11 protein-coding genes are annotated in these 11,967 nt (G+C 61.5%); 7 read left to right on the forward strand and 4 right to left on the reverse strand.

Annotated features, from left to right (window positions below):
• Positions 1 to 20: 20 nt before the first annotated feature.
• From kdpB to A9G06_RS09815, 4 genes are all read left to right on the forward strand, one after another.
• The gene (kdpB, locus tag A9G06_RS09800; RefSeq protein WP_069555102.1) at positions 21 to 2,078 is read left to right on the forward strand and encodes a potassium-transporting ATPase subunit KdpB; all 2,058 of its coding nucleotides are present in this window, start codon (positions 21 to 23) and stop codon (positions 2,076 to 2,078) included.
• Between the two features lie 62 nt (positions 2,079 to 2,140).
• The gene (locus A9G06_RS09805; protein ID WP_069555103.1) at positions 2,141 to 2,668 is read left to right on the forward strand and encodes a potassium-transporting ATPase subunit C; all 528 of its coding nucleotides are present in this window, start codon (positions 2,141 to 2,143) and stop codon (positions 2,666 to 2,668) included.
• A gap of 126 nt (positions 2,669 to 2,794) precedes the next feature.
• Positions 2,795 to 5,383 (forward strand): sensor histidine kinase KdpD, encoded by a 2,589-nt coding sequence (locus A9G06_RS09810; RefSeq protein ID WP_069555104.1) that lies wholly within the window; start codon positions 2,795 to 2,797, stop codon positions 5,381 to 5,383.
• A gap of 58 nt (positions 5,384 to 5,441) precedes the next feature.
• Positions 5,442 to 6,125 carry a response regulator gene (locus tag A9G06_RS09815; protein ID WP_033115265.1) on the forward strand — a complete coding sequence of 228 codons (684 nt, stop codon included), beginning with the start codon at positions 5,442 to 5,444 and terminating at the stop codon, positions 6,123 to 6,125.
• A 4-nt stretch (positions 6,126 to 6,129) separates the two neighbouring features.
• On the opposite strand, the gene A9G06_RS09820 is transcribed toward A9G06_RS09815, so the two are convergent.
• Positions 6,130 to 7,257: a multidrug effflux MFS transporter gene (locus A9G06_RS09820; protein WP_069555105.1), complete on the reverse strand. Its 1,128-nt coding sequence runs from the start codon at positions 7,255 to 7,257 to the stop codon at positions 6,130 to 6,132.
• A 92-nt stretch (positions 7,258 to 7,349) separates the two neighbouring features.
• Between A9G06_RS09820 and A9G06_RS09825 the strand changes: the two genes are divergently transcribed.
• Positions 7,350 to 8,174, forward strand: coding sequence for a helix-turn-helix transcriptional regulator (locus A9G06_RS09825; RefSeq protein ID WP_069555106.1), 825 nt, complete (start codon positions 7,350 to 7,352; stop codon positions 8,172 to 8,174).
• Here A9G06_RS09825 and A9G06_RS09830 read toward each other — a convergent pair.
• Positions 8,104 to 8,337: a hypothetical protein gene (locus tag A9G06_RS09830; protein WP_069555107.1), complete on the reverse strand. Its 234-nt coding sequence runs from the start codon at positions 8,335 to 8,337 to the stop codon at positions 8,104 to 8,106. The genes A9G06_RS09825 and A9G06_RS09830 overlap by 71 nt on opposite strands.
• A 293-nt stretch (positions 8,338 to 8,630) precedes the next feature.
• Here A9G06_RS09830 and A9G06_RS09835 point away from each other — a divergent pair, with 293 nt between their 5' ends.
• Positions 8,631 to 9,881 (forward strand): valine--pyruvate transaminase, encoded by a 1,251-nt coding sequence (locus tag A9G06_RS09835; protein ID WP_069555108.1) that lies wholly within the window; start codon positions 8,631 to 8,633, stop codon positions 9,879 to 9,881.
• Positions 9,882 to 9,953: 72 nt separating this feature from the next.
• On the opposite strand, the gene A9G06_RS09840 is transcribed toward A9G06_RS09835, so the two are convergent.
• Complete coding sequence (locus A9G06_RS09840; protein WP_005339297.1) at positions 9,954 to 10,394, reverse strand: Hsp20 family protein; 441 nt, start codon at positions 10,392 to 10,394, stop codon at positions 9,954 to 9,956.
• Between the two features lie 92 nt (positions 10,395 to 10,486).
• Entirely contained in the window at positions 10,487 to 10,900 is a 414-nt protein-coding gene (locus tag A9G06_RS09845; RefSeq protein ID WP_005339298.1) for an Hsp20 family protein, read from the reverse strand.
• A gap of 280 nt (positions 10,901 to 11,180) precedes the next feature.
• On the opposite strand from A9G06_RS09845, the gene A9G06_RS09850 reads away from it, so the two are divergent.
• Positions 11,181 to 11,951 carry an MBL fold metallo-hydrolase gene (locus A9G06_RS09850; protein ID WP_069555109.1) on the forward strand — a complete coding sequence of 257 codons (771 nt, stop codon included), beginning with the start codon at positions 11,181 to 11,183 and terminating at the stop codon, positions 11,949 to 11,951.
• Positions 11,952 to 11,967 lie beyond the last annotated feature (16 nt).

Below are 11,967 nucleotides of genomic sequence, written 5' to 3' on the forward strand. Positions count from 1 at the left end.
CTGATGCTGGGAGCTTTCCAATGAGCAAGTCCACTGCAATGAGCACCGACACCATGTTGGTGAAGGGCAAAAAACAGAAATCACAGATCATCCAGGCAATGATTGAGGCCCTCTATCGCTTCAATCCCAAGGCGCTGTTTGGCAGCCCCATCCTGTTCACCCTCTGGCTGGCCGCAGTCATGGCGACCGTGGAGTCCCTGCTGGGGCAGCCTCTCTCCGGCGTCGCCCCCTCGCTGGCCTGGCAGTTGACCGCCTGGCTCTGGCTCACCCTCTGGTTTGCCAACTTCGCGGAAACCCTGGCCGAGGGGCGCGGCAAGGCCCGCGCCGACAGCCTGAAAGCGGGCATGAGCCAGCTCAAGGCCCGTCGTGTGAAGAATGCCAAAGATGGTCAGGGCGAGTGGGTACCCGCCACCAGCCTGATGAAGGGGGATCTGGTGCTGGTACGCAGCGGCGAGATGATCCCGGCCGACGGTGAAGTAATCGCCGGCATCGCCTCGGTCAACGAGGCGGCCATCACCGGTGAATCCGCCCCCGTCATCCGCGAGTCAGGTACCGACCGCAGCGGCGTGACCGGCAACACGACGGTCGTCTCCGACGAGATCTGGGTGCGCGTCAGCAACAATCCGGGCGAGAGCACGCTAGATCGGATGATTGCACTGGTGGAAGGGGCCAAGCGCCAGAAGACTCCCAATGAGATGGCGCTCGACGCCCTGCTGGTGGGCTTGACCCTGATCTTCCTGCTGGTAGTCGCCACCCTGCCCTGGTTCCTCGACTACAACGGCACCCAGGTCCCGCGTCTCTACCTGATCGCGCTCTTTATCACTCTGATCCCGACCACCATCGGCGGCCTGCTCTCCGCCATCGGCATTGCCGGTATGGATCGACTGGTGAAGCTGAACGTCATCGCCAAGTCTGGCCGTGCCGTCGAAGCGGCCGGTGATGTGCGCACCCTGCTGCTGGACAAGACCGGCACCATCACCTTCGGTAACCGGATGGCGGATGAGCTGATCCCGGCACCGGGCGTCGACCCCGCCCTGCTGGCACAAGCCGCCATGCTGGCCTCGCTGGGTGACAACACCCCGGAGGGCAAATCCATCCTGACTCTGGCCAGCAAGAGCATGGCCAAGCCGAGCCAGCTGGAGAGCGACAAGGTGATCCCCTTCAGCGCCGAGACTCGCCTGAGCGGGCTGGATCGCAATGGTCACCAATATCGCAAGGGGGCTGTCGATGCGGTACTAAACTACCTCTCCCTCGACCGCAAGGCGGTGCCGGAGCTGGTGCTCAAGTCAGTCGACAGCATCGCCCGTCAGGGTGGGACTCCGCTGCTGGTCTGCACGCAGGAGAAACTGCTGGGGGTGGTCTACCTCAAGGACATCATCAAGCCCGGTATCAAGGCTCGCTTCCAGATCCTGCGCCATATGGGGATCCGCACCGTGATGATCACCGGCGACAACCCGAAAACCGCCGCTGCCATCGCCGCCGAAGCCGGGGTGGATGACTTCATCGCCGAAGCGACGCCGGAGAAGAAGCTCGCCTATATCCGTCAGGAGCAGGCCGATGGCCGTCTGGTCGCCATGTGCGGTGACGGCGCCAACGATGCGCCCGCACTGGCGCAGGCTGACGTGGGGCTGGCCATGAACGAGGGCACCCAGGCCGCCAAGGAGGCGGGCAATCTGGTGGATCTCGACTCCAACCCCACCAAACTGCTGGATGTGGTGCTGGTCGGCAAACAGCTGCTGGTGACCCGTGGCGCCCTGACCACCTTCTCCATCGCCAACGACGTGGCCAAGTACTTTGCCATCCTGCCAGCCCTGTTCATCGCCGCCTACCCGCAACTGGGGGCACTGAACCTGATGCAGCTGGGCAGCCCGCAGAGCGCCATCCTGTCGGCCATCATCTTCAACGCCCTGATCATTGTGGCGCTGGTGCCGCTGGCCCTGCGCGGTGTCGATCTGAAAGGCTCGGCCGCCAGCCTGCTGCGCCGCAACCTGTTGATCTACGGTGTCGGCGGCCTGCTGGTGCCGTTTATCGGCATCAAGCTGATCGATCTGGTCATTACCGGCCTGGGTCTGGTGTAACGACATAACCGGGATGCGGGGCAGACCCGCATCCCCAGCCATCCTTTTGGAGCAAGAGAATCATGATAGCAATCAGAACCCTGTTGACCCTGACCCTGCTGCTGGGAGTGGGTTATCCGCTGGCAGTGACCGGGCTGGCCCAGCTGTTCTTCCCCTGGCAAGCCAACGGCAGCCAACTGACCGACAGCAAGCAGCAACTTATCGGTAGCGCCCTGCTGGCACAGAAATTCGAGCGGGCTGACTACTTCCACCCCCGCCCCTCCGCCAGTGATTTCAACACCATTGGCGGCAGTGCCAGCAATCTGGGGATGAGCTCACCGCTGCGGGCAGAGTTCGCCGAACAGGCAGCCAAGGCACAACCGGGAACCAGCTCCCCCGCCATGCTGACCCGCTCCGCCTCCGGCCTCGATCCCCACCTGCCGCTGGATGCGGTGCTGGCTCAGGTCGACCGCGTCGCCAAAGAACGTGGACTGGATCCCGCCCAACTGACGGAGCAGGTCAAGTCGGCCACACAAGCTGGTATCCTTGGCCCGCAGGTGGTCAACATTCTCCAGCTGAATCTGCAACTGGATCATCAAAAGGGCGCCTGATGGTGCCCATTCCGGTTTGGTGATGACCTCGATTTTCGAAACGGGCGGTTGGCTCGATAGGGATAACAATGGCTGATGTAGCAAGCGCTGACGCCCTGCTGACGAGTCTGATGCAGGAGCATGGGGATGCGTGATGAGGTAAGGGCCGACGCCCTGCTGGCGAGCCTGGAACAGGAGCACAAGGGCAAGCTGAAGGTGTTTCTCGGCGCCGCTCCCGGCGTCGGCAAGACCTACGCCATGCTGCAGGCGGTGCGGGAACAGGCCAAAGAGGGGGTCGACATCCTGATCGGCGTGGTGGAGACCCACGGCCGTCAGGAGACGCTGGCCCTGCTCGACAAACTCGCCATCATGCCGCGCAAGATCCACATGCACCGCCAGCAGCGACTGGAGGAGATGGATCTCGACGGCCTGCTCGCCCGCAAACCGGCCATCGCCGTGGTGGACGAGCTGGCACACAGCAACGCCCCCGGCAGCCGCCACGAGAAGCGCTGGCAGGATGTGGAGGAGCTGCTCAACGCCGGGATCGACGTCTACACCACCCTCAACGTGCAGCATCTGGAGAGCCTCAACGATCTGGTGTGGCAGCTGACCGGGGTCAGGGTGAAAGAGACCCTGCCCGATCAGGTGCTGCTGGAAGCCGACAGTCTGGTGCTGATCGACCTGCCCCCCAAGGAGCTGCTCGGCCGTCTCAAGGAGGGCAAGGTCTATGTGCCCCATCAGGCCAAAGCGGCGCTGCAATCCTTCTTCTCCCTCAACAACCTCACCGCATTGCGGGAGCTGGCGATGCAGACCGCCGCCAGCCATGTGGAGGGCGATCTGCAACTGCAGTGGCAGGCAGCAGGCAAGAGCACCTTGCCACTGCGGGGCAAGCTGATGGTTTGCCTCGGCGACCTGCACGGCTCGGCGCTGGTGCGCTATGGCCACCGCTTCGCCCAGCGCCGTCAGCTCCCGTGGCTGGTGGTGCATGTCGACAGCAATGGCCGCCGCTCTGCCGATGTGGAGCAGGCGCTGGCGCTCGCCTCCCACCTCGGTGCCAAGGTGCTGACGCTATCCAGCCCGGCGGTCGCCAACACCCTGCTGGAGACTGCCGAACAGCAGCAGGTATCCCAGCTGCTGCTCGGCAAACCGCACAAGGCGCCGTGGCGTCGCTCGCTGGTGCAGCACCTGCTCAAGCAGGCACAGGGGCTGGAGATCACCCTGGTCGATACCGAGAAGCAGAAGCCCGAAGTGGGGGTGCGCGTCCCGACCCCGAAGGATATTCACCACAGCCTGCTGGCGGTGACCATCATGGGGATCACCTCGGCCGCCGCCTGGGGGCTCTCCTACTGGCTGCCGCCTGCAGCTTTGCCGCTCATCTTCGTGCTGGGGGTGCTGGCGACCGCCCTCACCACCAGTCTGGTGCCCGCCACGCTGGCGGCTGTGCTGGGCTTTATCGCCCACAATCTGCTCTTCACCGCCCCCTACTTCTCCCTGAGCGTCGCCAACCACAGCGACCTGCTCACCCTGTTTGTGCTGCTTATCGTCGGCATGACGGCGGGACGGCTCGCCTCCCGCCAGCGGCAACAGCTGATCGGTCTGCGCGAGACCCAGCAGCTGGGCAATGCCCTGCTCTCCCTCAGTCAGGGGTTGGCCACCGCCAGCAGCCCGGAGGAGGTTTTGAGACAAGGTGCCCAGGCCATTTCGCTGGCGCTCGGCCAGCCGACCGTGGTGATCGACAAGGAGTTCAACGATCGGCTCGGCAACGAGAAGCACAGGCCCGGCCAGACCGACAAGGCGGCCATCGACTGGTGTCTGGCCCAGAAGCAGAGCGCCGGAGCCCACACTGCGACCCTCAATGCCGCCGAGGCCCAGTATCACCACCTCAGCGATGATCTGGTGATCGGCATAACGCTGGCCAATCCGCTCTCCTCCTCTGCCGAACACCAGCTGCAGGCGCTGCTCACCGACATTCGCGCCGCGCTGGCGCGGATCGACCTCAACGAGCGGCTGGCCGACAGCCAGTTGCAGGCGGAGACCGACCGGATGCGCGCGGCCCTGCTCTCCTCGGTCTCCCACGATTTGAAGACGCCATTGGCGACCATCATGGGGGCAGGCAGCACTCTGCTGGAATATGGTGACCGGATCCCCGCCGAAGACCGCGACGAACTGCTCCACTCGGTGCAGGAGGAGGCGCGCCGCCTGCACAGCTATGTGCAGAATCTGCTGGATATGACCCGCATCGGCTCCCCCGACTTCCAGCTGAAACGGGACTGGGTCGATCTGGCGGATTTGGTGGAGAGTGCCCGCAAGCGGCTCGACTCCTCCTGGCGTCAGCACAAGCTGCTGGTCCATTTCGATCAGCATGTGCCCCAGCTCTATGTCCATGGCGCCCTGATCGAGCAGGTGCTGGTCAACATCCTCGACAACGCCTCCCGCTACTCGCCGGCAGGCACCCCCATCGAGTTCAAGGTGATGGTGGCCGAACCCGACCTCATCATCGATATCATCGATATCGGGGTCGGTATCGCCGAATCGGATCGGGAGAAGATCTTCAACCTCTTCTACACCCAGCCGGTGGGTGATTGCGGCAGCCGTGGCACCGGGCTTGGCCTCGCCATTTCCCGCGCTATGATAGAGGCCCACGGCGGCAAGATTTGGGCCTTCTCCGGCCCCAATGGCAACGGAACCTGCATGCGCCTCTCCCTGCCGCTTGCTCTCAATTCACCGGAGGTCTGATGGCTGACCGCCTGATCGGGTCACTCGGCCCCTCCCACCATTCGCCTCTGGAGGTTCGATGGCGCACATTCTGGTCATAGATGATGAAGCGGCGATCCGTCGCTTTCTGCGGATCAGCCTGATTGCCGAGGGGCATCAGGTGAGCGAAGCGGTCAGCGTCACCGAGGGGCTGGAGCAGTATCGCCACCTCAACCCCGATCTGGTGATCCTCGATCTCGGTCTGCCGGATGGCGATGGTATTCAGGTACTGCAGGCCATTCGCGAACACCACCCCAACCCGGTGCTGGTGCTGTCGGCCCGCGATTCGGAGCAGGAGAAGGTGCGGCTGCTGGATGCCGGCGCCAACGACTACATGAGCAAGCCGTTCGGCATTGGCGAGATGATGGCTCGTATTCGCGTGCTGTTGCGCCAACGGGCTGGCGTCAGCAGTGGCGAACGGCGCCACTTCCCCCAATGCGGCCTGACGCTGGATATCAGCAGCCACAAAGTGACCATGAAGGAGGAGGAGATCCCTCTTTCTCGCAAGGAGTTCGCCCTGCTGCAGGCGCTGGTGTGCCACCCCGGCAAGCTGGTGATGCAGACCCAGCTGCTCAACGACATCTGGGGGCCGAGCCACAAGGAGGACACCCACTACCTGCGCATCGTTATCGCCAGCCTGCGCAAGAAGCTGGGGGATAACCCCCAGCAACCGACGCTTATCGAGACCGAATCAGGTATCGGCTACCGCTTTATCGGCAACTGACGTTTCACGTGGAACGACGCCAGCTGCAAAGCAGCACCAGCAAGCCACAGCCACTCAGCAACAGGCCGAGATCCTGCAATCCGGCCGCCACCGCCAACCCCAGACTAAGCAGCAGGTAGTAACCAAGCCCGAACAGGGCGCCTGCACTGCCTGCTACCTCGCGATAGGCCAGCAGCGCCTGACTCAGCACGTTGGGGATCGCCAGTCCGAAGGCCACCACGATTCCCATCATGGGCAGCAGGAACCAGAGGCTAGCCTGAGTCGTCCAGACCAGCAGCCCGGCAACCAGCGCCAGAGCGCAAGCCAGTCTGATCAGAGAGGACGGCAGCCACCCCCTCCCCAGCAGATGCTTGTTGAACAGGCTGCCAACCAGGGTCGCCAGCGCCAGCAAGATCCCCGAGTAACCAAACTCGCCGGTACTCAATCCCAATCCGGCAAACAGGAACGGCGCCAGACTGTAGTAACCAAACAGCATGGTGTTGAACAGAGCCACCAGCATGGCACTGCGCCAGAGCCCACCATCTTTTATCATGCGGCACGCCAGCGGCCAGAGTGCGACTCGCTGGGTAGTAACCGGGCGGGTTTCCGGCAGTTGCCAACAGGCAACCAGCAGCAAGCCTACAGCCAGTATCAGCAAACCACTGAACACCCCGAGATAGCCGAACCAGCTCGCCAGCTGACCGCCACTGAGCAACCCCAGCACCGGACTCAGTGAGAGCGCTATGCCCATCACCGAGAAGACCCGCGCCAGATCGCGGCCCTGATAGCTGTCGCGCAGCATGGTCTGGGTCACCACGGATCCCACCGCGGCGCCAAAGGCCGCGATAACCCGGGCCAGCAGCAGGGTTTCAAACTGGTTAGCCAGCAGCGCCAGCAGGGTGCCGACGCCATAGGTGAGCAGACCCGCCAGCATGGCGGGACGCCGCCCAATCAGATCGCAGAGCCGTCCCCAGCAGACCACACCCACCGCAAACGCCAGAAAATAGACCGACAGGGTCTGGGATGCCTGCCCTTCGCTCACCCGAAACTGGGTAGCGATGTGGGTCAGTACCGGGCTGTAGATGGTCTCCACAATTTGGGGAAACATCATCAATCCCACCACCAGCCAGAGCGGTGGCAACTTGTTGTTCATGACAAACCTCCTTCACAAGAGGTCGCCATTCTAGAGAGATGCCACCTGTCTGATTACAATAAGCAGGACTATAAACATCAAAAATCGGACATATGGCCTTTATTCTTCCCGATCACCCTTTTGACCCCGACCAGCTGACGGGCAGCGTGATCGGCATTGCCTCCGCGCTCGGTTGGCACGACTCGGGTCTGCATCAACATCAACGCCATCAGCTGCTGTTCGCCCAATCCGGCTGCATGACCATGGAGCTGGAAGGTCGGGTCTGCCTGCTGCCACCTACCCGCGCCGCCTGGCTGCCAGCAGGCACCGCCCACCGGGTACTGATGCGCGGCGTGGTGGCCTACCGCTCTCTCTACTTCCAGCCGCACCCCGAGTTGCCCGGCACGGTGGAGGTGCTGGCGGTCAATCCACTGCTGCACGAACTGATCGAGCGGATGGCGCTCTGGCCGTGGGACAAACCGCAAGAGCAGCAACAGCGGACGGTTGCACTGTTTATGGAGGAGTTGGGGCAGGCGCCGCGGGAGTCGTGGCAGTTGCCGCTGCCGACCGATCCCAGACTGGGCGACTGGCTACAGCAGTTGAAACGGGGGGATGCCCTGCCCGATCGGCTCAACCGGCTGGCCGAGCGGGTGGGTGCCAGTGACAAGACCATTGGCCGCATCTTCATGCGGGAGACCGGCATGAGCTATCAGGCGTGGCGTCAGCAGTGGCGGCTGTTGCGCGCCATGGAGCTGCTGGCAGAAAGCGAGCCCATCAGCCGGATTGCCGCTGCGCTGGAGTTCTCCAGCGACAGCGCCTTCATCAGCTTCTTCAAACAACATACGGGACAGACCCCCCTGCGCTACCTCAACTCTCGGGGTGAGTCGCCACAGCCTGGCTCGCCTCCACCACCAGGGTATCCAGCGCCAGCGGCTTGAGATTGTGCAGCGCATCCTGCATCACGGCGTGGGATGCCTGTTGCAACTCGCTCTGCACATCTTGCTCCAGCTGGGCACTCTCCAGCTCGGGCCGCGGGTTTTCGTTGGCCATCACGTTCAGGCTCAGGACACTCACAATCAGGGTAGCGATCAGGCTTTTCATCTGGTTTGCTCCGGTATGGTTGAGATGACCAGATAGATATTCCAATAGTTGTGCCAATCCTCACGCAATTCATAACATGATGATTTTGTTTAAATTAACTATATCTCGATACCAAATTGAGTCGCAAAACGCATCCCGCTCGGTCATTTTTAAACCAACAGTTGGTGCTTTTAACCACGCTTGATTTTTGCACCATGTTCCACGTGGAACGTCCCATCTTTTTGATCGACACCCGCTTTTAAACTGAGCTATGGTGCTACATCCCCGTAACTCAAATCTGGATCTGTCACTGAATGGAATTTTCCTTGTTCGGCGAGAAGTTCACTCGCCACGCCGGTATTACCCAACTCATGGATGACCTCAATCAGGGGCTGACCAATCCGGACGCCATCATGCTGGGTGGCGGCAATCCGGCCCCCATCCCCGCCATGCTGGAACGCTTTCAAGCCGAGGCCAAGAGCCTGCTCGACAACGGCGAGCTGGTCAAAGCGATGGCCAACTACGACGGCCCACAGGGCAAAGACAGGTTCACCAAAGCGCTGGCAGCCCTGCTCAGCAAGGAGCTGGGCTGGGATATCTCGGCCCGCAATATCGCCCTGACCAACGGCAGTCAGAATGCCTTCTTCTACCTGTTCAACCTGCTGGCTGGCGAATTTGCCGATGGCCGCAAGAAGAAGGTGCTGTTCCCGCTCGCTCCCGAATACATCGGCTATGCCGACTCGGCGCTGGCCGACGACTACTTCGTGGCCTACAAGCCCACCATCGAGAAGCTGCCCGATGGCCAGTTCAAATACCACGTGGATTTTGAGAGCCTGCAGGTGGGTGACGATATCGGGGTGATCTGCGTCTCCCGCCCGACCAACCCGACCGGCAATGTGCTGACCGACGAAGAGATCGAACACCTCGATCAGATCGCCCGCGACAAGGGGATTCCGCTGCTGATCGACAACGCCTACGGCGTCCCCTTCCCGGGCATCATCTTCAGCGAAGCCAAACCGTTCTGGAACGCCAACACCATCCTCTGCATGAGCCTCTCCAAGCTCGGCCTGCCAGGCACCCGCTGCGGCATCGTCATTGCCGACGAGAAGATCATCCAGGCCATCACCAACCTCAGCGGCATCATCAATCTGGCACCGGGCAGTCTGGGGCCTGCCATCACCATCCCGATGATCGAGAGCGGCGATATCATTGCTCTCAGCGAACAGGTGGTGAAGCCCTTCTATCAGCAGAAGGCGGAGCTGGCGGTGCAGCTGCTACGCGAAGCGATCCCCGACCCGCGCTTCCATATCCACAAGCCGGAAGGCGCCCTCTTCCTCTGGCTCTGGTTTGAAGGCTTGCCGATCCACTGTCAGGAGCTCTATGAGCGACTGAAGGCGAAAAACCTGCTGATCGTGCCGGGGCACTACTTCTTCCCCGGCATCGATGACCCCGAGTGGCGCCACAGCCAAGAGTGCATTCGCCTCAACTACTCCCAGAGCGAGGAGCTGGTGCGCCGTGGTATCGCCATTCTGGCGGAGGAGATCAACGCCCTCTATGCTGGTTAATCCAATCCAGCGATACAAAAACAGAAAGGCCTGCAGATGCAGGCCTTTGTCGTTTATCGCGATCCGATTTACTTAGCCGGGCAGCGCCAGCTGCTCGGGCTTGCCGATGGGGATGGCTCTGGGCTTGAGCGCCTCCGGCAGTTCGCGTGCCAGATCGATGGTCAGCAGACCATGCTCCAGCTTGGCGCCCTGCACTTCCACGTGCTGGCTCAGCTTGAAGGCGAGCTCGAAGTCACGCTCGGCAATCCCCTGATGGAGGAACTGACGCTCACCGGCCGCAGCCCCTTTGCGCCCCTTCACCTTGAGGGTACCATTTTCGGTCTCCAGCTCCAGCTCTTCGCGCTCGAAGCCAGCCACGGCGACCGTGATGCGATAGCCATCCTGATCGCGCTTTTCAATGTTGTACGGGGGGTAAGCGGCGGTCTTCTGCTCGAACAGACCTTCCAGCTCACGGGCCATCCGCTCGAAGCCGACGGCGTTGGAATAGAGATGAGAAAAATCGAGGTTACGCATAATCCTATCCTTCTAATAAGCAACAGGTTCAACTCTCCACAGGCCCGTCATCGGCACCCGGGAAATTTTAAAATCGCAGTGTATTCAGGCTATCAGCCGTTGATCTCAATCTTGCGCGGCTTCATCGCCTCGGGCACTTCACGCACCAGCTCGATGTGCAGCAAGCCGTTTTTCAGGTCGGCCCCTTTCACCCGCACATAGTCGGCCAGCTGGAAGCGGCGCTCGAAACCACGTTCGGCAATCCCCTGATAGAGATAGTTGCGCCCGGTGTCGGCCTGCTTGTTGCCTTTTACCGTCAGCAGATTTTCCTGGAAGCTCAGCTCCAGCTCTTCCTGGGTAAAGCCCGCCACCGCCATGCTGATGCGGTAGTCGTTGTCACCCAGCTGCTCGATGTTGTAGGGGGGATAACCGGCATTGCCATTGCTGGCCGCAGATTCGATGAGATTGGCCAGACGATCGAAACCGATGGCAGAACGATAGAGCGGAGAAAAGTCGATAGAACGCATAGTATTACCCTCTTGTGAGCGATAACGGATTGTTTGCCCTCCTTATGGACGGGCGCCTGGTCGAAACCTCTGTCGAGCGTTCCGGCCTTGTTACCTATATAGGGGCTCACTTTTTCCTTTCAAGGGGATTTTTTTAAATTTTTTAAATGGCCTCGCCGACCTTTGGCACATCAACCAGTTGGCCCGATAGTGATGATAATCGACCCGTGGGCCACTGATGGCAATGCGCTCCGCACCCCATAATTGGTTGCATATCCACCAGCCAACATGGAGCCATCCCATGAGGATTACCCAGATTCGCAACGCCACCTTGCTGCTCGACTATGCCGGCACCCGCTTTCTGATCGACCCCATGCTCTCGGCCAAGGGGGCCTTCCCCGGCTTTGAGGGTACAGCCAACAGCCAGCTGCGCAATCCGCTGGTCGAGCTGCCGCTGCCGATCGATGAGCTGGTCGATGTGGACGCCGTTATCGTCACCCACGACCATCCCGACCACTGGGATGACGCCGCCAGAGCGCTAATCCCCAAACATCTGCCGCTCTTGGTACAACATCAGAAAGATGCCGATGCCATTCGTGCCAGTGGCTTTGAGGATGTGCGGCTGCTGAGCGACCAGCCCGAGTTTGCCGGCATTCGCCTGCAACAGACCGGTGGCCAGCACGGCAGCGACCAGTTGATGGCGGTACTGGGCGAGCGCATGGGAGAGGTATGCGGCGTGGTCTTCTCCCATCCCGATGAACAGAGCCTCTATCTGGTCGGTGATACCATCTGGCATCCCTCGGTCGAGCAAGCCCTGCAACAGCATCAACCCGAGGTCATCATCCTCAACTGCGGCGATGCACAGGTGCCCGGACTCGGTTCCATCATCATGGGCAAGGAGGATGTCGCCGCCGTTTATCAGGCCGCACCGCAAGCCACGCTGATCGCCAGCCATATGGAGGCGGTCAACCACGCCGTGCTGTCACGCCAGGAGCTGCACGACTATCTGGTGGACCGGGGCATGACGGATCGGGTACGGGTGCCGGAAGATGGCGAGGCGATATCGCTGTGATCCGCAGGGGGGCCAT

It is taken from the genome of Aeromonas sp. DNP9, from assembly GCF_001728955.1.
Classification (GTDB): Bacteria; Pseudomonadota; Gammaproteobacteria; order Enterobacterales; family Aeromonadaceae; genus Aeromonas; species Aeromonas veronii.

Excerpts from the sequence above, each read along its gene's own strand:
- A9G06_RS09835 (WP_069555108.1), top strand. The coding sequence starts at position 8,631 with ATGGAATTTTCCTTGTTCGGCGAGAAGTTCACTCGCCACGCCGGTATT.
- A9G06_RS09845 (WP_005339298.1), bottom strand. The coding sequence starts at position 10,900 with ATGCGTTCTATCGACTTTTCTCCGCTCTATCGTTCTGCCATCGGTTTC.
- A9G06_RS09830 (WP_069555107.1), bottom strand. The coding sequence starts at position 8,337 with ATGAAAAGCCTGATCGCTACCCTGATTGTGAGTGTCCTGAGCCTGAAC.
- A9G06_RS09805 (WP_069555103.1), top strand. The coding sequence starts at position 2,141 with ATGATAGCAATCAGAACCCTGTTGACCCTGACCCTGCTGCTGGGAGTG.
- A9G06_RS09850 (WP_069555109.1), top strand. The coding sequence starts at position 11,181 with ATGAGGATTACCCAGATTCGCAACGCCACCTTGCTGCTCGACTATGCC.
- A9G06_RS09820 (WP_069555105.1), bottom strand. The coding sequence starts at position 7,257 with ATGAACAACAAGTTGCCACCGCTCTGGCTGGTGGTGGGATTGATGATG.
- A9G06_RS09815 (WP_033115265.1), top strand. The coding sequence starts at position 5,442 with ATGGCGCACATTCTGGTCATAGATGATGAAGCGGCGATCCGTCGCTTT.
- A9G06_RS09810 (WP_069555104.1), top strand. The coding sequence starts at position 2,795 with ATGCGTGATGAGGTAAGGGCCGACGCCCTGCTGGCGAGCCTGGAACAG.
- kdpB (WP_069555102.1), top strand. The coding sequence starts at position 21 with ATGAGCAAGTCCACTGCAATGAGCACCGACACCATGTTGGTGAAGGGC.
- A9G06_RS09840 (WP_005339297.1), bottom strand. The coding sequence starts at position 10,394 with ATGCGTAACCTCGATTTTTCTCATCTCTATTCCAACGCCGTCGGCTTC.
- A9G06_RS09825 (WP_069555106.1), top strand. The coding sequence starts at position 7,350 with ATGGCCTTTATTCTTCCCGATCACCCTTTTGACCCCGACCAGCTGACG.